At 40.0% G+C, this 22575-nt stretch carries 14 protein-coding genes; 8 read left to right on the top strand and 6 right to left on the bottom strand.

Annotation, left to right across the window (positions count from 1 at the left end; translation table 11 throughout):
* The first annotated feature begins 1 nt into the window (after position 1).
* From bamC to Q0688_RS12380, 7 genes are all read left to right on the top strand, one after another.
* Positions 2–1108, top strand: a complete 1107-nt coding sequence (gene bamC, locus Q0688_RS12410) for an outer membrane protein assembly factor BamC (protein ID WP_299076897.1) — start codon at positions 2–4, stop codon at positions 1106–1108.
* A gap of 100 nt (positions 1109–1208) precedes the next feature.
* Positions 1209–2312, top strand: a complete 1104-nt coding sequence (locus Q0688_RS12405) for a phosphoribosylaminoimidazolesuccinocarboxamide synthase (protein ID WP_299076894.1) — start codon at positions 1209–1211, stop codon at positions 2310–2312.
* A 387-nt stretch (positions 2313–2699) separates the two neighbouring features.
* Positions 2700–5336 carry a bifunctional diguanylate cyclase/phosphodiesterase gene (locus Q0688_RS12400; protein WP_299076891.1) on the top strand — a complete coding sequence of 879 codons (2637 nt, stop codon included), beginning with the start codon at positions 2700–2702 and terminating at the stop codon, positions 5334–5336.
* Positions 5337–5353: 17 nt separating this feature from the next.
* Positions 5354–8371: a chemotaxis protein CheB gene (locus Q0688_RS12395; RefSeq protein WP_299076888.1), complete on the top strand. Its 3018-nt coding sequence runs from the start codon at positions 5354–5356 to the stop codon at positions 8369–8371.
* A 95-nt stretch (positions 8372–8466) separates the two neighbouring features.
* A complete protein-coding gene (locus tag Q0688_RS12390) occupies positions 8467–11052 on the top strand; it encodes an ATP-binding protein (RefSeq protein WP_299076885.1) in 2586 nt (861 codons plus the stop codon).
* A complete protein-coding gene (locus tag Q0688_RS12385; protein ID WP_299076882.1) occupies positions 11045–11479 on the top strand; it encodes a response regulator in 435 nt (144 codons plus the stop codon). The genes Q0688_RS12390 and Q0688_RS12385 overlap by 8 nt, the downstream gene beginning before the upstream one ends.
* Positions 11480–11836: 357 nt before the next feature.
* Positions 11837–12571, top strand: a complete 735-nt coding sequence (locus tag Q0688_RS12380) for a hypothetical protein (RefSeq protein ID WP_299076879.1) — start codon at positions 11837–11839, stop codon at positions 12569–12571.
* Between the two features lie 150 nt (positions 12572–12721).
* On the opposite strand, the gene Q0688_RS12375 is transcribed toward Q0688_RS12380, so the two are convergent.
* The 6 genes from Q0688_RS12375 to ubiG form a co-directional block, all read right to left on the bottom strand.
* Positions 12722–13363: a PEP-CTERM sorting domain-containing protein gene (locus Q0688_RS12375; protein ID WP_299076876.1), complete on the bottom strand. Its 642-nt coding sequence runs from the start codon at positions 13361–13363 to the stop codon at positions 12722–12724.
* A gap of 411 nt (positions 13364–13774) precedes the next feature.
* A complete protein-coding gene (yfaE, locus tag Q0688_RS12370; RefSeq protein WP_299076873.1) occupies positions 13775–14020 on the bottom strand; it encodes a class I ribonucleotide reductase maintenance protein YfaE in 246 nt (81 codons plus the stop codon).
* Between the two features lie 43 nt (positions 14021–14063).
* Positions 14064–15194, bottom strand: a complete 1131-nt coding sequence (gene nrdB / locus Q0688_RS12365; protein ID WP_299076870.1) for a class Ia ribonucleoside-diphosphate reductase subunit beta — start codon at positions 15192–15194, stop codon at positions 14064–14066.
* Positions 15195–15260: 66 nt separating this feature from the next.
* Positions 15261–17576: a class 1a ribonucleoside-diphosphate reductase subunit alpha gene (gene nrdA, locus Q0688_RS12360; RefSeq protein ID WP_299076867.1), complete on the bottom strand. Its 2316-nt coding sequence runs from the start codon at positions 17574–17576 to the stop codon at positions 15261–15263.
* Between the two features lie 442 nt (positions 17577–18018).
* Positions 18019–18675 carry an HAD family hydrolase gene (locus Q0688_RS12355; RefSeq protein ID WP_299076864.1) on the bottom strand — a complete coding sequence of 219 codons (657 nt, stop codon included), beginning with the start codon at positions 18673–18675 and terminating at the stop codon, positions 18019–18021.
* Positions 18676–19419 carry a bifunctional 2-polyprenyl-6-hydroxyphenol methylase/3-demethylubiquinol 3-O-methyltransferase UbiG gene (gene ubiG, locus Q0688_RS12350; RefSeq protein ID WP_299076861.1) on the bottom strand — a complete coding sequence of 248 codons (744 nt, stop codon included), beginning with the start codon at positions 19417–19419 and terminating at the stop codon, positions 18676–18678.
* Positions 19420–19702: 283 nt separating this feature from the next.
* Here ubiG and gyrA point away from each other — a divergent pair, with 283 nt between their 5' ends.
* A complete protein-coding gene (gyrA, locus tag Q0688_RS12345) occupies positions 19703–22390 on the top strand; it encodes a DNA topoisomerase (ATP-hydrolyzing) subunit A (RefSeq protein ID WP_299076858.1) in 2688 nt (895 codons plus the stop codon).
* Positions 22391–22575 lie beyond the last annotated feature (185 nt).

The following is a 22575-nucleotide window of genomic DNA, read 5'->3' as shown; positions in this document are numbered from 1 at the left end:
CATGACCTATAAATTTCAACTCATTAGCGTGATAACGGCTTCGTTGTTAAGCGCTTGTAGTTCATTAGAAGAAAGAGAATTAGCCAGTGGTTCATTTGATTATATCAAACAGCAACCGGGCCAAAAAATACAATTACCTACTGGCGTTGACTCACCTAAATTTAGTGATGCCTACAAACTTCCTGAACTAGGGGCTAACGCCCAAACTGAATCATTGGGTAAAGATTTAAGTGTGTTGTCACCTTCATTGGTATTGCCCGTTGTGGCCGGATCTCACATTGAAGAGGGATCAAAAAATGCTACGGTATGGTTTGATCAAGTAGATGATAGCTTGCCTTTAGAAACCGCTGTGTGGAATACCCTCAAGGGCTTTTTGGAAAGTGAAGGTGTGGCGATTGAATCTTTTGACAAAGATAAACAACGCTTAGTGACAAGCTGGCTAGTTAAGGATGAAAGTGAAGAAAGTAAATGGTATAGCTGGTCTTCATCTGAACGTACGATAGCTCAAAGGTTCGAGTTTTCTTTAGATAAAAAGCCCCATGGTAGAACGGCTGGTTTGAGTGTTGCTTTGGTTGATTATAAGGAAAAAGTAGATACCCAAAGTACAGAAATTACGGAATCTAAAGATAAAAGGCGCAACGAAGTTGAAATTCTCAATAGTGTTGTAAAGTACTACGAGTTTGAAACAACACTGGCCAATGTTAAACGCTATCGAAAAATTCGCGAAGGATTAGATATGGAATTGGATGTTGATAATGACCAAGTGCCGGCTTTTGTGGTAAATGCAGACTACGATGTAACTTGGCCTAGGCTATTATTAGTATTAAGGCAGTTAGGTTTTGATGTTAAAGACTACGATAAATCAAACGGTTTATTGTTTGTTAAGTACAATGGTGCAAGCGATAGCTGGTGGAGTAACATTTGGTCAAATGACAAGAATGAGTTCGACTTAGAATTTGAAGAATATCGCCTCAAAGTAGCAAGTCTTGGTAATAAAACCTCTATCACATTGTTAGATGAAGAAAATACACCTTTCCCAATGGATAAACTTACCGACTTATTTCCTACATTTTCAAAAACCATGTCCGATGACAACTTAGATATATAGATCTTTTAGCCTCTGTTTATTGCAAGAATAGAGGCGAATCCGATTACAATAACCATTACGCGAGACTTTCACTCTCTTGCCATTAAGGAGTTGGCATATTATGTCGATTGCAGATTCAATTTTGTCGGTTAACAATGACTTGCCTATTCGCACTGAATTACCGGTGCATAGTGGAAAAGTACGCTCTGTGTATTGGTTAACTGAACAAGATAGCCGTCGTCTAATTGCCGAAAAATCCTATGCTGTTCCCGCTGATACGCCTTTAGCCATTATGGTGATAAGCGACCGTATATCCGCCTTCGACTGTATTTGGCACGGCGAAGACGGCATGTTAGGTGTGCCGGGAAAAGGCGCGGCATTAAATGCCATTTCTAATCACTGGTTTGATTTATTTAAACAACAAGGGTTAGCCGACAGCCATATCCTCGATATTCCCCATCCTTTTGTGTGGATAGTGCAAAAAGCCAAACCTGTGATGATTGAAGCGATTTGTCGCCAATATATTACCGGCTCAATGTGGCGTGCTTACAAAAAGGGCGAGCGAAACTTTTGTGGCATTGAGCTTGAAGAAGGGCTACAACAAGACGGTAAGTTAACTCATTTACTTATGACTCCCTCTACCAAAGGTATTTTAAAAGGCATTCCCAATGTGCCAGAAGCGGATGATGTGAATATCAGCCGTCAGGATATTCTGAATAGCTTTTCAGCCTTTAACTTTGAAAAACAAGACGATGTGGCCTTGTATGAAAAACTGCTCACTGAAGGCTTTGCATTGATAAGCCATGCATTGCAACACAATGGCCAAGTGTTTGTGGACACTAAGTTTGAATTTGGTTACGTCAAAGACTTAAATGGCCAAAACAAATTGATTTACATGGACGAAGTCGGCACCCCAGATTCATCCAGAATTTGGGATGCTAAAGAATATGCCGAGGGTAGGGTAGTCGAAAATTCCAAAGAAGGATTTAGGCAATTATTGTTAAAACATTTCCCTGATCCCGATATTTTGCTGAACAAAGAACGCATGGAAGAGCGCCAAGCATTAGCCAAAGACAACGCCTTACCGAGTGACGTATTGATGCAGGTGTCTAAGACTTATATCGATATAGCAGAAAAAATTACAGGTAAACCTCTAGTGTTGAGTGAAAGCCCAAAAGCAGAAATCATTCAGATATTAACAGAGCAATATCAATTAATTGATTAAATTGCTTCTAATACACTAGGGTGTTTTTACTCGAAACTCGAAACTCGAAACTCGAAACTCGAAACTCGAAACTCGAAACTCGAAACTCGCCGAATCTCTATTTCTAAATCGCTATCGGGTACACAGCAACAAGTTAAAATGGCTTGTTCCTAGTGTACTAGGGGGTATCACAATCCATTAGACAATCAACTGATAACTAAAGCCATAAGAGGCTATTTAACACTTGAAAGTCTATGGTATTTAATGTCTACTCAACATGCATTTTTTTCTAATTATTTTTTTGGCGGTAAAATTTATTGCAATATTAAAGGGCATTTTGCTGGCGTTTTTTAGCTCACTACACTTAGGACATTTTATCCTATCGAATGATAAGGTTGGCAATAATCAATGTCAGACTTAATAAGTAATAGTTCCAGAAGAAAAGATACTTCTCTGCGTATTGCCGTTGATAGGATTTACAACAAATTTAGAAACGCTGAATCTGCCAATGAACTTATCGAACTGGCAACAGAATTACTGTGTGATCTCACTGATTCATCAACAGTGGTGTCTTTTAGTCTTGAGTTTAATGAAAATAGAAGGCCCTACTTCAAAAACATCCATAAAATTGAAAAAAACAATAATGAAACTCATGTAAGGCAGGATGTAGCAGACATTCCAATCGACAATGAGATAAAAACGCTCTATAAAAATTGTATTGCCAATTCCCCGGCGGTTTTTAACGATAAGAAAATCATAGAATTGTTCGTGGCCGATGACAACGCCAGTAGTCCCATCTTAATAATGCCTGTTCAGGCTAACCAAAAAACCGTGGCAATATTTGCATTGTACGGCGCGCCAACACCTTACCATATTCAACAAACTAGAAGATTTGCGCCCTTATTTAATGCGCTGAGCCATACCTGCAGAGTGTTAAAAAATAAGCAAGAATGTGAAGATGTATCACTCGAAGATGTGTTGGATTATAAACATAATATCGCTACGCTCGAGACGATATCGCCTAGCCCCATGCTTATTTTAGATAGTAAATTTAAAATTATCCGAGCAAACCCTGCGCTTCACTTGCTACTAGGCTATGAAATAGGTGAACTGTGCGACCAAGACGTTGTTAACATCATTCCAGACAAAATCAATAAGTTTAATAATTTATTCTTTTATGAAAATAAAAAAGATAGCGCCCGAGACTGTAAAAAGAACTTACTAGCGATAACCCGTGAAGGGTTAGAAGTGACGCTGTCAACTATTACCTTTAATATCCGCGAAAATGGCCAACAGCATATTCTGATATTTGTATTTGATCATTCAGCCAATGAGTTAATTCAAAATAGATATGAATTAGAGTTGGCTAGGTTTAAAGCATTGTCTGAGTTGGCACCCATAGGCATCTTGCAAACCGATGAAAAGTGGCATACCTGTTACGTTAATAGTCAATGGCTTAAAATCTTGGGAGTAGAAAAAAAAGAAGTCGATAATTTATTTTGGACTCACTTGTTTAACCCCGAAGAAGCGGAGCAAATTTTATCGGATTTATATGCTTCATTACATGCTCATCAAAGTTTTAAGTATATCGGGCATATTTATACCCAATCCGAAGAAAAGCTGTGGATCCAATTTGAAGCCCAGCCTTTGTTTGATGTGCAAGGTAATCTCTCTGGTTTTATTGCGACTATTTCAGATAATACCGACCATCATAATACCGCTGCTAAATTGCGTAATATTGCAGAGACAGACCCGCTTACAAAATTGCCTAACCGCCTTGCATTGATGTCTAGACTTGAAACCTCTCTCAAACGAGTGGAGCGCCGCGGCGCAATGGCGATGTTAAGCTTAGACCTTGATGGCTTTAAAAATGTAAATGACACCTTAGGACACGGGGCCGGAGACCAATTATTGATATTGGTGGCAACGCGTATTACTAAGGTGTTGCGTGAAGAAGACTTTTTCGCCCGTTTAGGGGGCGATGAATTTATTATTTTACTCGAGCAAATCTCAGATGCTCAAATTGCCTCCTCAGTGGCTCATAAAGTCTTAGCGGAATTAAATAGGCCTTTTAAAATTGAGAATGAAGAAATATTTATATCTTCCAGTATCGGTGTTTGTTTTGCCGTGGCGGGGCATAAATGCTCAAGTACGTTATTAATGAAGCAAGCCGATCTTGCCATGTATCATGCAAAAGAAATGGGGCGCAATACCATTGAATACTATTCCCCTAGCTTAGATAAATCGTCTAGGGAAAAGCTGATTATGGGTAATAATTTACACAAAGCTATCGGCCAAGATGAATTTGAAGTATTTTATCAGCTGCAATTGAATATACATAACAATCAAATTTTGGGTCTTGAGGCCCTAATGCGCTGGCGCAAAGCAGATAATACCCTAGTCACACCTGACCATTTTATTCCATTTTTAGAAGAAAACGGGCTAATTATTCCGGTTAGTCGGCGTGTAATTAAGAAGGCTTTAAAACAATTACGGTATTGGATAGATGAAGGTGTACTTGATAGCAAAGTAGTCATGGCTATTAATTTAAGCCCTAAACAATTTCGGGATCCGGTTTTATTAAAACATATAATGCAATGTCTCAAAGATAATGACCTGAATGGCGAAAATTTAACTTTGGAAATTACAGAAACAATGTTGCTGCAAGACAGTAAGGAAGTGAATGAAATATTAGAGAAGTTTTCTAATAATGGCATTAAAATTTCACTCGATGATTTTGGTACGGGATACTCTTCGCTAAGTCATATTAAAAAATATCCCATATCAGAAATCAAAATTGATCGCAGTTTTATTAGTAACCTGTTAACCGACACGTACGATCACGAAATAGCGAAAGCAATTATTGCCTTAGCCCACTCATTGAAAATAAATGTGGTGGCAGAAGGTATAGAGACTAATGAGATACGTGATGAATTAAAACGCCTCAACTGTATAAGTGGACAAGGGTACTTATTCAATCGTCCCTTACCCGCAGCAGAGCTATCGACCTTGCTGGTTGAATATAAAAGAAATAGCACAAAGTAAATAATTAGGAAGCAAACATGGATAGCGCGAAAAATAATGATAATTCTCCCAACTTTTATATTGGAATTGGCGCCTCTGCCGGAGGATTAGAAGCACTGCAATCTTTTGTGCAGGGAATTGCCAAAGACACAGGTCATGCTTACATCATAGTGCAACATTTATCCCCCGACTTTAAGAGTATGATGTCAGAACTGCTTTCTCGTCATACTGAATTGCCAATAGAAACCCTTGAAGATGGCATGGTGATCCAGGCCGATCATATCTATTTAACGCCGCCTCGAAAAAATGTGATGTTAGCCGAGGGCAATACATTATTGGTCGATCAAATGCAAAGCCCAGGTGGCAGTTTTCCTATTGATGCCTTTTTCCGCTCGCTGGCTGAAGACCAGCATAACCATGCCATTGCCATTGTATTATCAGGTACAGGCAGCGACGGGTCGCGCGGAATACAGGCAATCAAAGAAGTCGGTGGCCTAGTGGTTGTGCAAGACCCTTCAGATGCCTCTTTCGATGGCATGCCGTTTAACGCCGTAAAGACAGGTTTTGCCGATATCGTCGAAACGGCCGAAGGCATGATGACTAAAATTATTCAGTATACTAATCATACGGTTGTCTCAGGGGTTAAACCGGTTTTCGATTCAGAAACTGAAATAGATCAGTCCTTGTCAGATATCTATGGATTACTTAGGGCTAAAAGCGATATCGACTTTAGTCATTACAAAGGCAAGACCATAGTAAGGCGTATTGAACGTAGGATGGGCATTAATAGTTTAGAAACCATCACTGAGTATTACGCGCTGTTGCTTAAAAATCCTAAAGAACTACAAACTTTAGCCAAAGATATGCTGATAGGTGTGACCCGCTTTGTAAGGGATGAAGACGCCTTTGAAAGCCTGAAGAAAATTGTTATACCGAAAATAGTCGAAAAAACGGGGCCAGATGATATGGTTCGTGTGTGGAGTGCCTGTTGCTCTACGGGTGAAGAAGCCTATACCTTAGCCATATTGATTGAAGAATATTTAGTAGAAAACAACCTTCGCCGAAATGTGCGGGTATTTGCTACTGATGTAGATGCCGATGCCATTGCCGATGCTGGATTAGGCCGTTATTCACGTAATATCGAAGATGATCTTAGTATCGATTTATTACAAAAATACTTTGATCTGCACGATGACTATTATCAAGTAAAACCTTATATTCGTAAGATGGTAATCTTTGCCACTCACAATGTTTTAACCGATCCGCCTTTCTCTAATTGTCAGTTAGCTGTGTGTCGAAATGCACTTATTTATTTTCAGCCTAAAGCCCAAAAACGCGTGCTTTCCTTATTGCACTTTTCATTGAATAAAGACGGCTTTTTGTTTTTAGGATCTTCTGAGTCATTGGGGGATATGAAGCAGCATTTTCATACTGAAGATGAACGCCATAGGATCTACCGGAAGTTCGATAATACCAAGATGATGATCGAGTCCATCCCACAGCAAGGCAACAAAACCAATAAAGAAAGCAAGAGTCCTTCTATTGGGCAATTGTTATCCAGCTTCCAACAATCGGCCAAAAACAATAATTACACCCCAGTATTAGAGCGAATAATTGAAGAATATTCTCCACCAGCCATTATATTGTCAGAAGATCAAAATGTGATACATGTGTTTGGTGATGTCAGTCCTTATACTAAAAAGCTGGGGCAAGGTCAGTTTAGCTCTTTAATCTCCGACTACATTATAGAAAGCCTTAGTGTGGCGGTATCTACCGCCTTATATCGCGCGCAATCTCTCAATACCAATATTCATTATGAAAAGATCCTGACTCAAAATGAAGATGGCAGTTCAAGCAGCGTTAATTTAAGGGTGTTGTACTTAGATTATACAAAACTAAACAGTAACTATTTTGTGGTTTTGTTTGAACAGGATGAAGTGAGTCCTTCCACAGGTGAAGTAGTAAAAGAACAAACTGTTGGTGGGGAGCATAGCCGCCAGCTAATTGCTGATTTAGAAGATGCCCTAAGAACCAAACAAGAACACTTACAAGTAACAGTAGAAGAGCTACAAACTACTAATGAAGAATTACAAAGCTCCAATGAAGAGCTTATGGCTGCTAATGAAGAGTTACAAAGCACCAATGAGGAATTACAGTCGGTCAACGAAGAGCTTTATACGGTTAACTTTGAGTATCAAGAAAAGATGGAAGCCACTGCACAAAGTATCATGGATACCGAAAATATAATTCGTTCGGCCGATATTGGTTTTATATTTTTAGACGAAGCCTTATTAATTAGGAAGTTTTCTCCCTCAGTGGTGAGTGACATTAATTTATTGGACACTGATATTGGGCGTCCCTTCCATCATATATCGCACTCCCTCGACTACAATGAGCTGTTGAACGATATTGCCGATGTAATCCGCACCGATAAAGAATGCAGACGACAGATTAGGCATAGCAATGGCACAAGCCAGCGCTTGATCAAAATATTTCCTTATCATGACCAACACAGTGTCTCATTAGGTTGCGTCATCAGCATTACAGATATCACCGAAATAGCCGGATTAAAAAAACAATTAGTTCAATCATGGGAAGCCCTTGAAGAAACCCAAAGCGCTGCGTTATTTTTGCAAAAAGAAAGTGACATTAATGTGCTAGTGGTAGATGACGATAAAGTCGATCTTGAGGCGATTACCCGCCATATCCAAGGAAAAAGTGCTGATAATTATCAATTTAATATTACTACGGCAGCCACATATAAAGAGGGTCTTGCACAGTTAGCAAAAAATGATTTCGATGTGTGCATTATTGATTATGTTTTAGCCGATCAAGACGGGCTGACGCTAATAGAGCAAGCCAATAGCAGCGATAAAAATCATGCATTTATTCTTTTATCTGGGGTGTTGACCCAAGAGTTACGCCAAAAGGCGTTTAAATTAGGGGTGTATGATGTGCTAAGTAAAGACGAAGTCACACCTGCACTTATCCAGCGCAGTATTAATTACACAATCATCCACAAGAAGACCAACTTGTTTTTGCAAACAAACGGATGAAAAAGGGATTTGCCGATGTTATTGCCCAATTTACTTATAGGGCATTCTCATCATAACTCATCAAATGGATTGATAAATTAAGCAGGAAACGACTTATGTTGCGTACTCCCACAGAAAAATTAGCCTTAGCCATAGTCCTCGCCATCAGTTTTGTTAGCGCTATGGTGTTATGGGGCTGGTATGCTCAAGCTCAAACGTTAGTGCAAATCCACCCCAGCTTTTTTGTTATGCAATTCAACACAGCACTATGTTTTGGGCTCAGTGGTATAAGCCTGTTTTTTGCTCTGTTCAATACACAACGGTTATCGGCTTTTTTGGGTTTTCTAGTTTTGCTGATCAGCTCAATGACCTTGCTAGAATATATGGCAGATATTGACTTATATATCGACCAAATATTGTTCGAGCCCTTTATGACGGCCAAAACGACTCACCCGGGGCGGATGTCGGTAAGTAGCGCAGTGTGTTTCTTACTTAGCGGGGCTGCACTTGTTAGCCACCGCTTATTGCAGGTCTTTTCATTTACTAAGTTACTCGGTGCCATCATCATGGCCATGGGGCTGGTGGCCGTTGTCGGCTATCTGTTTAACATTGAAACGGCATACAGCCTAGGTAATCTTTCTGGTATGGCGCTGCATACGGCTTTGTGTTTTATACTGCTAGGGCTTGGGCTAATATTATTGAAATCCGAGGCACAAAATGAGGTATTACATTTTGGGCAACATTGGAAGGAAAGCACATTTAGCATTACCTTAATCATTTTTGTCATTGTATTATCACAAGCATTGAGTGGGTGGCAAAATCAACAGACTCAGGGAAAATTAGATAACCGCGCAATAGGTCTTGCAAGCTCCCTAAATTTATTGATTGATTCACGTACATCGGCCTTAGAGCGGATGGCTAAACGTTGGCAGTATGAACAAGGTCTCGAGAGACAAAAGTGGGAAACCGATAGTCTGAACTATTTATCCGACTTTACAGAATTTACAGCCTTAGCTTGGGCCAATAATGAATTATTGGTTAAATGGATCGTGCCTTTAACGGGCAATGAAGCCGTACTCAATTTTGATTTATCCAAAGACCCAAAGCGCAAGGAGACGTTAATCAAAGCACGGGACTCCAAGCATGTGGCCATTTCTGAGCATATAAACCTGATACAAGGTGGTGAAGGTTTTATTATTTCTGTTCCTATTATTATCAATAAAGAAAATCGTGGATTCATTCTTGGTGTCATAAAATATGACGCGCTACTGCAATTATTAACCCAGTCATCTCCCATTAACGATTTTGGCCTCGAACTATACGAAGATGGTCATTTACTGGCGGTTAATAATCAGGATTTCCAGATTAGTTCTGAGTTTGAGTCCACAAAGGATGTTAATTTAGACCCCGTCAACTGGCGCTTAAAGGTTCACTTTACCACCCAAAAAGTGACAGAATTTAACTCATATTGGCCCGAAGCAATACTTTTTTTGGGGATCTTATTTATATTGGTTACCTTAGTGATATTAAGACTATGGCGCGCCGATCAGCAAAAAACCAATAAATTAGAGCGGGAAGTGGCTTTGCACAAAGTCACCAAAAATAAACTTCTATTTGAAGGCTCTAGACTTAAAACTACGTTAAAAACCATGGCAGATGCGGTGATACTCACCAACTCAAAAGGGGAAATACTAAGTTTTAATCAATCGGCGACCAGTATCTTTGGTTATGCAGAGAACGAAATCTTAGAGCGCTGTATAGATATGCTATTTGTCGACTCCCAAGAACATAAGCAAGATCATTTTATGCTGCAATTTGTCAAACTAGAGAGCAAGCGCCTAGAAGCAAGTGGGATTACCAAAATAGGAAAACACTTCCCGATCCAGCTTTCTGTGGCTGAGATGATGCTTGAAAATGAAGTCTATTACTCTGCTGTAATTCGCGATATTAGCCAGCAAAAGGCCACTGAATTAGCCCTTGCCCAATACACCCGAGAACTCGAACGCAGCAACCAAGAGTTAACCGATTTTGCTTACGTGGCGTCCCATGATTTAAAGGCACCTTTGCGCGGTATAATGCAATTATCAACATGGATAAAAGAAGACTTAGAGGAACATCATTTTGAAGGGAAGGTAAATGGTTACCTAGATTTATTACAAAACCGAATTTCGCGCTTAGAAAAGCTGTTGGATGATTTATTAGCCTACTCTAGAGTCGGTCGTCAACATGGTGATTTTGCCGACGTAGATGTGACAGCGTTTGCTAAAGATGTATTTACATTATTAAATCCACCACCTGGGTTTAGCTTAAAGTGTGAAAATAATTTACCCACTATAGTGACCTTAAAAACCCCTTTTGAATTAATCATGAGAAATTTGATCAATAATGCCATTAAGCATCATCATAAAGATCAAGGCACCATAAGTATCTCATGTCGTTCTGTATCTGCTGGATATAGGTTTAGTGTTTGTGATGATGGACCAGGTATTGCGCCTGAATATCATCAAAAAGTGTTTGGCATATTTCAAACCTTAAAACCCAGAGATGAAGTAGAAGGAAGTGGCATGGGATTGGCCATTATTAAAAAATTAATCGACTTTTATTACACCGATATAGTTATTGAGTCAGATGGCCATTCTGGAACCTGTATCACTTTTACTTGGCCAAATGAACGAAATTTAAGGAAACACATTAATGGATAATCCAACTTATAAAGAAGTATCTATCTTGATCGTTGAAGATGACGATATAGATGCAGAAGGTATACAAAGAGCGTTAAGAAAAATAAAAGTCGCAAACCCATTTCTTCGCGCCAGAGATGGTATAGAAGGATTGGAAATGATGCGTAGTCAACTACTCAACAAGCCTTTTCTCGTCTTACTCGATTTAAATATGCCGCGTATGGGCGGGTATGAGATGTTGAAGGAAGTGCGTAAAGACCCGTTACTAACACAGAGTGTCATTTTTGTATTAACCACATCAAAAGATGATGAGGATAGGATGAAAGCATATCAAGAGCATATAGCGGGCTATATTTTAAAGTCGACACTGGACACTGGATTTCATGATTTGGTCCAGTTACTTGATCACTATTGGCGACTTGTAGAATTGCCAGTGATTAAAAAGTAGGGTTAACTAGCCCATGGCCTTAAATGGGAGGGGTGTACTTTGATATAAATCAAAGTCACTAAACTTATCAATATGGCTAAGTCAAATTGATTTACATGGGCTTAGGCGGCACCACAAAAAATCCAGAATTTGAGGGGCTAAAGAGTATAGTTGTCTAGTATTCCTTTATTGTCGGCTTATTTTACACTTAGAATATTTACCTTTAGCAAAATGCATACTAATCAACTGGTTAGTTTGTGGTGTGATTTATGCTTCGCCTTTAAAGGGTGTTAAATATTTAATCCAATATTTATGATGTTTGTTGTTCGCCCATTTATTTTGTGAGTTTCAAATCAACACTTAATGGGGGATAAAATTATGCAACAGCAAAATATGCAACCTTTTGTGCAATCAGCCACAACCTACATGCTTAATGGTATTAAAAGTCTGTGCTTTGCATCCATTTTCTGCTTTAGTGCAGCAGCAGAGTATATTAGCCTGTTCAATATCGAAGATGAATCCTCACAAACTGCGCAATATGTTACTTACGCTACCCAAATAGATATGTTGAATGACACCAATCGCTTAGATGTCTATGATCCCAATAACTTTAGCGTGGGTAACAATGTTGTTGGCGGTGGTTCAGATGGTTCCAACTACTGGAACCTGTTTAATATTGAAGGCGAATCTTCACAAACGGCGCAATATGTCACTTACAACACACTTAATGATTTACTCAATGACACTAATCGACTGAATGTTTATGACCCCAATAGTTTCGACGTGGGTAGAAATATTGTGGGCAGTGGCTCAGATGGTTCAAGCTACTGGAGCCTGTTTAATATCGAAGAGGAATCTTCACAAACGGCGCAATATGTCTTGTACGATTCGCTATTAGATATGTTCAACGATACCAATCGGTTGAATGTGTTTGACCCCAATAGTTTCGACGTGGGTAGGAATATTGTGGGCAGTTTTGCCACAGTAACAGAAACCACAGATCCAACCGATGTTTCTGAGCCCAATATGCTTAGCTTAGCCAGTTTGGGTTTGCTGATTTTAGTCGCAAGGCGAGCAAAAAGAAGACAACATAACGCCATCCGGCTCACGTAGTTTAGACAAATCATCTGTGCAGAATAAGATGAACCCATTTTGCAATTAAATTACACAACATCTATATTTTCATGGGAAATATTGGGAAAAGTTCAACATTTAGGCATTAAAAAGCCGGCGATGGCCGGCTCCAATATAAATTATGTTTGATTAGGCTTTTCGTAGTCTAATCATTCCCAACACAGCAATTGCCAACAGTGCGAGGCTACTCGGTTCCGGTATGTTGGTTGGCACTAAGGAAATGGATTGTGACGTTGTGCTTATGCAAGGCCCGCATTGAACCCCAATATTGCCCGACCCAGCACTAAAACCGCTGCTAGCAATAGCGCCATTTAGGAAACTGTCACTCCATAGATCACCGTCTTCTTGATTTATTGAAACACTAAATTCAAAAAAGTTACCTGTAATCCCATTAATAGTAGGAAAAGCCCCTGTAGAAAATCTTAATCGATACTCTAAATAAGTGGTTCCTACAGAAGTCCAACCACCAATACTAACATCCATAAGATCGACTGAATAAGGGGTGCCATCGTTCCAGTCAAACGAGGCGCTGACCAAAGATAACATTGGAGTAAAACCCGAGCCACTAATATCCACAATGGCGCTACCATTTACCATGGTTCCAACCGGAATGTAATCATTGATAATAGGAGAGCTATTATTCATCGTGCCACCGAAATCGAATTGAATTAAGGTGGCCGACGCTGGCGCCGCCAATGACAGACTAAACAGCAGTACCGAAATCAAAGGGACAAGTTTAGTGCGAAAATATTGTTTAACTAAATTATTCATTATTTTTCCTAATAGTTAATTAATTATTAATCGTCCTAGTGCGTTATACCTCAATCATTATGCGAACAGCAGGGGCTAACAAGATCGAATAGTATTTGCATAATCCATTTAAAGTGCATAAATCAAGCCATTGTAAATTATTGATTAATATCATAACGTTAATTATTTCAAATTATTCATGGTGTAAATAAAGTTGACAATTTTTACCAAACTTGAATTATTGTGTTTAAATTTAAGCATGTTTTTTGCTGTGTAATGAAAATCTAGTTACTGTTTTTCTACGTCATAGGTAGGTATTCAGTCGAGGGTACAACAAAAGGTTAAAGAGCGTCGACTAAGTCGACATAGTGTTATTAGACCGTACAATTAAAGTGGAGGATTTGTGACTTAAAGTCAGGTTGAAGTTCAATGCTAGCCAAGCGCTATTTCAATATCACCAATAGGTACACAGCAACAAGGTAATATTTCATCATCGTCGATAAACGCTAAAGGATCGGTGGTGTATTCAACTTCACCGCAAATTAGTTTGCTTCTACAGGCGCCGCAGTATCCTTCACGGCAATGAAATTGCACTTCAATGTTATGTTGCTCAATGCTTTCTAATAGGCTGTTTGGGGGGGAGTGTTGGACAGTTTTATGATCTTTTATGGTTACCATAAAACTGTCGTTGTTTTTGTTCATTTGTTTGATAGATCAGTGTTTATAAATCAAAGTCACCAAAATCATCAGAGCTCACTTCTGAATCAATTTGACCCACTAAATAAGAGCTGATTTCAGACTCTTGAGGCGCCACTTGTACGTTGTCAGAGCTTAAATAGTTATTCATCCAAGGTAGTGGGTTGCTTTTAACGTCAAAGGGTTGGCCTAACCCTATAGCCGACATGCGATGATTGGCAATAAACTCCACATATTGGCATAAAATTTCTTCATTCAGACCTATCATAGAGCCTTGCTGAAATAAAAATCCTGCCCATTGTTTTTCTTGCTCAACGGCATGCAAAAATATCTGTGTGGCTTGCTCTTTACATTCTTCGGCAATTTCGGCCATTTCTGGATCGTCTTTGCCTTTAGCCCAAAGATTGAGTACATGCTGAGTCGAGGTTAGGTGTAAGTTTTCATCCCGGGCGATAAGGCGAATAATCTTAGAGTTACCCTCCATCAACTCGCGCTCTGCAAAAGCAAAAGTACAAGCAAAAGACACATAAAATCGAATGGCTTCTAAGGCGTTAACCGAGTTCATACACAGGTAAAGTTTCTTTTTAAGTTCACGCATAGTGATAACGTGAGTTTCACCTTTTATCACATGAGTGCCTTCGCCTAAGGTTTGCCATAACTGTGTGGCAAAAATGAGTTCATCATAATATTTGGATATATCGGCTGCGCGCTTTTTGATTTCTTCATTTTCAACAATGTCTTCAAAAATGCTACTGGGATCGCCGAAAAGATTACGCAAAATATGGGTGTATGAGCGCGAATGAATGGTTTCGAAAAAGGACCATGTTTCAACCCAAGTTTCGAGTTCTGGGGTTGAAATTATCGGTAAAAACGCGATGTTGGGACTTCTACCTTGAATCGAATCCAGTAGAGTTTGATATTTTAAGTTAGACGTAAAAATGTGTTTTTCTGGGTCACTTAGTTTTTGAAAATCCACTCGGTCTTTACTGACGTCCACTTCCTCGGGACGCCAGAAAAAACTGATTTGTTTTTCAATCAATTTTTCAAAAATCGGGTGTTTTTGTTGGTCGTAACGGGCCACATTGACAGGGTTACCGAAGAACATCGGTTCGGTCATAGGGTTGTTACTTATTTGATTAAAAGTTGTATATTTCATTAACTGTGGTTGCCATTAATAATTCAAGTTATGCAAAAAAACAGCTGCCAAGGCAGCTGAATGAATTTAAATTTTACACGCGCCACCGGCGCAATCGTCGTCTTCTTCCACTATGACTTCTTGTGGAACAAATTTTTGACTGGTGAGCTCTTGCTGGGTGGCATCGTCTGCGCCATCACGAGTGTTGTGGTAGTACAAGGTTTTTACGCCGAGTTTGTAGCTGGTTAATAGGTCTTGAATAAGCAGCTTCATTGGGACTTTTCCGCCCTCATACTTATTGGGATCGTAACTGGTGTTAGCAGAAATGGTTTGATCCACAAATTTCTGCATAATGCCTGCTAATTGCAGATACCCGTCGTTTGATGGTAAATCCCATAACAATTCGTATTTGTCTTTAAGTCTTTCGTATTCAGGTACCACTTGTTTTAAGACACCATCTTTACTGGACTTAATACTGATATGTCCACGAGGTGGTTCAATGCCATTGGTAGCATTAGAAATTTGCGACGATGTTTCTGAAGGCATTAACGCCGACAGGGTAGAGTTACGTAAGCCGTATTGTTTAATGTCTGCTCTTAGTGCATCCCAGTCGCAGTGCAGCGGCTCGTCACAAATTTTATCGAGATCCTTTTTATAGGTATCGATTGGCATTAAACCTTGGAAATAGGTGGTTTCATCAAATTTAGGACAGGCGCCTTTTTCTTTGGCCAAATTACAGGAGGCTTGCATCAAGTGGTATTGCATGGCTTCAAAGGTTTTATGTACTAGACCGTTGGCGCTGCCGTCAGAATATTTCACGCCGTTTTTGGCAAGGTAATAGGCGAAGTTGATCACGCCTATGCCTAACGTGCGGCGGCCCATAGTGGCATTTAGTGCAGCTGGAACGGGGTAATCTTGGTAATCGAGTAAGCTATCGAGAGCCCGTACCGCCAAATCAGATAACTCTGCAAATTCATCGACACTCTCAATGGCACCTAAGTTAAACGCAGACAAGGTACATAAGGCAATTTCGCCGCTCTCATCATTGACATTGTCTAGTGGTTTAGTGGGTAAGGCGATTTCTAAACACAGATTACTTTGGCGAACCGGCGCAAGTTTTGGGTTAAATGGGCTGTGAGTATTACAGTGATCGACGTTCTGTAAATAAATACGCCCGGTACTGGCGCGCTCTTGCATAAACAAACTAAACAATTCGATCGCTTTGATTTGTTTTTTACGGATGCTTTCATCTTGCTCGTATTGCACATACAAACGCTCAAATTCATCTTGATCGGCAAAAAATGCGTCGTACAGCCCTGGGGTGTCTGATGGACTAAATAAGGTAATGTGTTGATCTTTGATCAAGCGGGTGTACATCAATTTATTAAATTGCACACCGTAGTCTAAGTGGCGCACCCGATTTTCCTCTACACCACGGTTATTTTTTAGTACCAGTAGTGACTCAACTTCTAAATGCCAAAGTGGGTAAAACAAAGTAGCTGCACCACCACGCACACCACCTTGGGAGCAGCTTTTCACTGCCGTTTGAAAGTGTTTATAAAAAGGAATACAGCCAGTGTGGAAGGCTTCGCCACCTCTAATAGGGCTACCTAATGCACGAATCCGCCCTGCGTTAATACCAATACCGGCACGTTGGCTTACATATTTTACTATGGCGCTGGTTGTGGCGTTAATCGAGTCTAGACTGTCACCTGCTTCAATTAATACACAAGAGCTAAATTGACGGGTAGGGGTTCGAACACCCGCCATAATAGGTGTGGGTAAGGAAATTTTAAACTTAGACGTAGCATCATAAAAACGTTTGATGTAGTCCATGCGCACGTCTTTTTCATAGTTAGCAAACAAACAAGCGGCTACCAAAATATATAAAAATTGCGCACTTTCGTAAATTTCGCCGGTGACACGGTTTTGAACTAGGTATTTACCTTCTAATTGTTTAACCGCCGCATAACTAAAGTCCATATCTCGCCAATGGTCGATATAGTCATTCATTTCGTCAAATTCGGCTTCAGTATAATCTTGCAATATATGTTGGTCGTATTTGCCTTTGTTCACCATGCTTTTAACATGATCTTTCAATACCGGTGGCTCAAAACGGCCATAGGCTTTTTTACGTAAATGAAATATGGCTAATCGTGCGGCTAAATATTGATAATCTGGGCAGTCGGTAGAGATAAGATCGGCGGCCGAGCGTATTAGGGTTTCGTGAATATCGGCGGTTTTAATGCCATCGTAGAATTGAATGTGAGCCTTTATTTCTACTTGAGAAACTGAAACGTTATTGAGCCCTTTGGCCGCCCATTCAATGACTTTATGGATTTTTTCCAAGTCAATATTCTCACGCTCGCCAGTACGTTTAGTGACGTATAAATTATTATTCATATTTTTTGCCGTAATTTTATTATTTTAAGTCGTATAGATGACGTTTATTTAGCGTGAAATGCATCGTTAGCGCTGCTTTCCCCTAAGCCCCAATTAGTTTGCTAAATGCAACACACTTTTCGTTTTTTTTTATTTTAGTATAAATAGTGTTGTCACAATCAACGGAACACAAGATAGTGAGGTTTTTGAAGTAATGCAACCCAATATATGGTGGTTTTGTGGGCGTTTAGCATAGAGTTTTTTATAGGTTAGTAGTGACTCACCTAAAATCGCCTTTTGAGTTTCGTTTAAAGGGAATGCAAGCAGAAAATCAGTTTATTTTTTCTATTAAACTTTTTTAATGTAAAAAAAACTTGGTTATCATTTATCGATATATAGGGGTAAAAATAGACAATAGATACTATATGTCGTGGTTATTTAAAATCACTGTGGATATGTTGAACTAAAGATAGGCTAATAAATCGTCAGGCTTAGCAATGCTCAGGTCGGCATGCCATATGTCCGTTTGTTGACTTTCTGAGATGTATCCATATTCGGCAATAACACTGACCATATTGGCCGCATTAGCTGCTTGAATATCTCTTTGAGCATCACCTATATACCAAGTCGTTGGTGATGACAGGCCAAGTGCTTGTTCGGCATGTAATAAAGGTAAAGGATGAGGTTTACGTTTGTTTAATGAATCGCCACTGACGATCACCGAGCAATTTTTTAATAGGGGAAACGACTCTAGCAGTTGTAAGGTCAAAAATTCAGGTTTGTTGGTCACTATGCCCCAAGGAATATTTTGTTGATTGAGCGTTAATAACACAGTTTCAATCCCAGTAAAATATTCAGTATCCACACAGATATTGTTTTCGTAATAATCCAAGAACTGCTGACGCAACATTGCAAAATCAAAGGATTCGAGATCTTCCCCAAAACCTAATTCGAGTAACCCTTTCGCCCCATCAGAGGCTATATTGCGATAGGTATCGTAAGCCACAGTAGGACGCTGCAGGGAACTGAGAATATGGTTAAGGGCGTTACCTAAGTCTTTGGCGGTATCTAATAAAGTGCCATCGAGATCAAACAATATTGCATCAGGATTTGTTAACATCTACACACTGCCATTTGGGCTATCACTGTTAACACAATGAATAATATAGTTAACGTCAACATTTTGTGTCGATAAGTAATATTCTTGGCTGATGGGATTCATATGTAAGCCTGTCATTCTTTTCACTAACAACTGGGTATTGTCAATCCAAGATATCAATTCAGAAGGTTTGATAAATTTATCGTGTTGATGGGTACCTTTAGGGACTAAACCTAGTACATATTCAGCACCGACTATGGCCATTAAATAAGACTTAATATTTCTATTTAAAGTAGAAAAAAACACATGACCACCTGGCTTAACTAAGCGATAACAGGCGTCAACCACTGAACTTGGGTTAGGCACATGCTCTAACATCTCCATACAGGTTACGACATCAAACTGGGCTGAATGAGCATCGGCAAATTGCTCTGCTGTAGTTTGCTGATAATCTACTCTAACACCTGACTCTAAGCCATGTAACTTGGCTATTTCTAGGGGAGCTTCTCCCATATCTATTCCGGTGACTTGGGCACCATGTCGGGCCATACTCTCAGCTAGAATGCCGCCGCCACATCCAACATCAAGAACATTTTTACCTTCAAGTCCACCACTGTGTTGCTGAATAAAGTCGGTTCGTAAAGGGTTAATCTGATGTAAAGGCTTGAATTCTCCAGAAAGATCCCACCACCTTGAGGCTAATTCTGAAAACTTTTGGATTTCATTATGGTCAACATTTTGCGATTGATTCACGGATTTAGTCATGGTTTGGGTCATGTAAGGCGTTTGTGATTGTTATTATGGCGTTAGCTTATACCAGTATCTAAACAAATAAAATCGTCTATATGAGGTTTTGAGGTCCATTTGCACACTATATGAGCGACTAGTGGCTATTTATTTGAATTAGTAGATGCTAGAATCGCAGGGTTCAAAATAAAGATAAATATCGGTGAAAAGGTGAACTCAATTATAGGTATTAGCCTATTGTTGAAATACGCATTTTACTACATTGATACTCCAATAATAACGACTAGGGACAAGGCTGTATATGACTGATCACGCCCATGAAATTCTTCCAATTAATATAGAAGAAGAACTTAAAAACTCTTATCTCGACTATGCGATGAGCGTTATTGTTGGCAGGGCGCTGCCTGATGTACGAGATGGCTTAAAACCGGTGCATCGCCGGGTTTTATTTGCCATGAACGAATTAAAAAATGATTTTAATAAACCTTATAAGAAATCTGCCCGTGTAGTAGGTGACGTAATAGGTAAATATCACCCCCACGGTGACTCCGCTGTATACTATACTATAGTACGTATGGCCCAACCTTTTTCACTTAGGTACATGCTAGTTGATGGCCAAGGTAACTTTGGTTCGGTTGACGGTGACTCAGCGGCCGCTATGCGTTATACCGAAATTCGTATGGCAAAAATTGCCCACGAATTATTATCTGATTTAGAAAAAGAAACCGTCGATTTTGTACCAAACTACGACGAGTCAGAATATATTCCCAACGTATTGCCTACTCGAGTGCCACATTTGTTAGTTAATGGCTCTTCAGGTATTGCAGTAGGTATGGCAACCAATATACCGCCTCATAACCTTACAGAAGTAGTCAATGGTTGTATTGCTTTGGTGGATAATCCTGACTTAACCATTGAAGAGCTGATTGAACACATTCCTGGACCAGATTTCCCAACTGCCGCCTTTATAAGTGGCAGAAAAGGCATCGAAGAAGCTTATCGCACTGGTCGTGGCAAAATTTATATGCGTGCTCGTGCCGAAATAGAAACCGAAGATAGCGGTAAAGAAACCATTATTGTTCACGAAATACCTTATCAAGTGAACAAGGCGCGATTGATTGAAAAAATTGCCGAATTGGTTAAAGAGAAAAAAATTGAAGGAATTTCTGCACTACGTGACGAGTCTGATAAGGACGGCATGCGTATTGTGGTTGAAGTAAAACGCAACGAATCTGCAGAAGTATTGTTAAACCAGTTGTACGCCCAAACCCAAATGCAAACTGTGTTTGGTATTAATATGGTGGCCCTAGATAAAACCCAGCCTAAGATATTTAATTTACTGGATATCTTAAAAGCATTTGTGTTGCATCGCCGCGAAGTAGTGACACGACGCACGGTGTTTGAACTGAAAAAAGCCCGTGAGCGAGCCCATATTCTTGAAGGATTAGCTATCGCGCTGGCTAATATCGACCCTATCATTGCGATGATCAAGGCGTCTAAGAGTCCCGCTGAAGCGAAAGTGACCTTAACCGCTCAAGGTTGGGCATTAGGTGATGTAGCTGAGATGTTAGAGCGTGCCGGTAACGATGCCGCACGACCAGATTGGTTAGAGCCGCAGTATGGTATTCGTGACGGCTTGTATTATCTAACCGAACAACAATCTCAAGCTATTCTTGACCTGCGTTTAAACAAACTAACAGGTTTAGAGCACGACAAAATTTTAGCCGAATACAAAGAGTTACTAGATGTTATTGCGGAACTATTGCATATCTTAGGTAGCCCAGAGCGTTTAATGGAAGTGATCCGCGAAGAGCTAGAAAAAATTCGTGAGGAATACGGTGATGAACGCCGTACTGTGATCACTGCCGCCTCCCATGATATTGATATTGAAGACTTGATTGAGCGCGAAGAAGTAGTAGTGACCTTGTCTCGTGAAGGCTACGTGAAATATCAAAAACTCAATGATTATGAATCCCAGCGTCGTGGTGGTCGTGGTAAGTCAGCCACTAAGATGAAGAACGAAGATTTCATTGAAAAGTTACTGGTGGCCAATACCCATGATCATATTTTGTGCTTCTCGACACGAGGTCGTTTGTACTGGCTCAAAGTGTATCAATTGCCCCTTGCCAGCAGAAACGCCCGTGGCCGACCTATAGTGAATATTCTTCCTCTTGAAGATGGTGAACGAATTACGGCTATATTACCAATTCAAGAATTTGAAGAAGGTAAATATGTATTAATGGCCACTGCAAACGGCACGGTGAAGAAAACGGCACTTACCTCTTATTCGCGTCCAAGAGCGAACGGCATTATTGCGGTTAACTTAAATGAAGGCGATGAGTTGATAGGTGTAGACATCACTCACGGTGATGATGATATTATGTTGTTCTCTGACGCAGGCAAAGTGGTACGTTTTAACGAAAAACAACGAGACGCAGAAACAGGCAATGTGAAACTGGATCCTGAAACCGGTGAAGAGTTGTTAGCCTTACGACCTATGGGTAGAACGGCCACAGGTGTACGTGGTATACGTTTACAAGAAGGGCAGAAAGTGGTGTCTTTGATTGTGCCTAAAGGTGAAGGTGCGATCCTAACCGCTACCGAGAACGGCTTTGGAAAACGAACGCCTGTTGTAGATTATCCTGCTAAGAGTCGTGCTACTCAAGGTGTGGTGTCTATCAAAGTGTCTGAACGCAATGGTAAAGTAGTAGGCGCTGTACAGGTTAATGATAGCGATGAAATTATGCTTATCAGCGACCAAGGCACCTTAGTGAGAACCCGAGTTGAAGAAGTCTCAACTGTGGGCCGTAATACTCAGGGTGTGCGCCTAATTCGAACTATTGAAGGCGAACACGTTGTAGGTTTACAACGTATCGACGAAATAGAAGAGCTTGAAGTGCAACAGGTCGAAGCTGAAACGTCTGAAGTAACCACAGTGGACGTTACTGAAAACACCGCAGATGATGCTGAAGAAAACCAAGACGAATAAGAGAGTTCAAATTTTTATATTGAAAGATATGGGATCTCACTGATTTATGGGTGTTAATATTTGGGCAGCGACCCCTTGTTTACCCAAAATCATTAGAATTGCACGGCGGCGGCAAATGAATGAGACCCCATGAGCTTAGTTAACTAAGTGATTGGGGCCAATGAATGCAGTCAACAAAGGTGCAG

Source organism: uncultured Paraglaciecola sp. (genome assembly GCF_937123705.1).
Classification (GTDB): Bacteria; Pseudomonadota; Gammaproteobacteria; order Enterobacterales; family Alteromonadaceae; genus Paraglaciecola.
The sequence above is the reverse complement of the archived record's forward strand: the minus strand, read 5'-3'. Positions and strand labels throughout refer to the sequence as shown.

Bases quoted from the DNA above. Each gene is read 5' to 3' on its own strand.
- Q0688_RS12400 (WP_299076891.1), top strand. From the start codon at position 2,700: ATGTCAGACTTAATAAGTAATAGTTCCAGAAGAAAAGATACTTCTCTG.
- Q0688_RS12395 (WP_299076888.1), top strand. From the start codon at position 5,354: ATGGATAGCGCGAAAAATAATGATAATTCTCCCAACTTTTATATTGGA.
- yfaE (WP_299076873.1), bottom strand. From the start codon at position 14,020: ATGGTAACCATAAAAGATCATAAAACTGTCCAACACTCCCCCCCAAAC.
- Q0688_RS12405 (WP_299076894.1), top strand. From the start codon at position 1,209: ATGTCGATTGCAGATTCAATTTTGTCGGTTAACAATGACTTGCCTATT.
- Q0688_RS12355 (WP_299076864.1), bottom strand. From the start codon at position 18,675: ATGTTAACAAATCCTGATGCAATATTGTTTGATCTCGATGGCACTTTA.
- ubiG (WP_299076861.1), bottom strand. From the start codon at position 19,419: ATGACTAAATCCGTGAATCAATCGCAAAATGTTGACCATAATGAAATC.
- Q0688_RS12385 (WP_299076882.1), top strand. From the start codon at position 11,045: ATGGATAATCCAACTTATAAAGAAGTATCTATCTTGATCGTTGAAGAT.
- nrdB (WP_299076870.1), bottom strand. From the start codon at position 15,194: ATGAAATATACAACTTTTAATCAAATAAGTAACAACCCTATGACCGAA.
- Q0688_RS12380 (WP_299076879.1), top strand. From the start codon at position 11,837: ATGCAACAGCAAAATATGCAACCTTTTGTGCAATCAGCCACAACCTAC.
- gyrA (WP_299076858.1), top strand. From the start codon at position 19,703: ATGACTGATCACGCCCATGAAATTCTTCCAATTAATATAGAAGAAGAA.
- Q0688_RS12390 (WP_299076885.1), top strand. From the start codon at position 8,467: ATGTTGCGTACTCCCACAGAAAAATTAGCCTTAGCCATAGTCCTCGCC.
- bamC (WP_299076897.1), top strand. From the start codon at position 2: ATGACCTATAAATTTCAACTCATTAGCGTGATAACGGCTTCGTTGTTA.
- Q0688_RS12375 (WP_299076876.1), bottom strand. From the start codon at position 13,363: ATGAATAATTTAGTTAAACAATATTTTCGCACTAAACTTGTCCCTTTG.
- nrdA (WP_299076867.1), bottom strand. From the start codon at position 17,576: ATGAATAATAATTTATACGTCACTAAACGTACTGGCGAGCGTGAGAAT.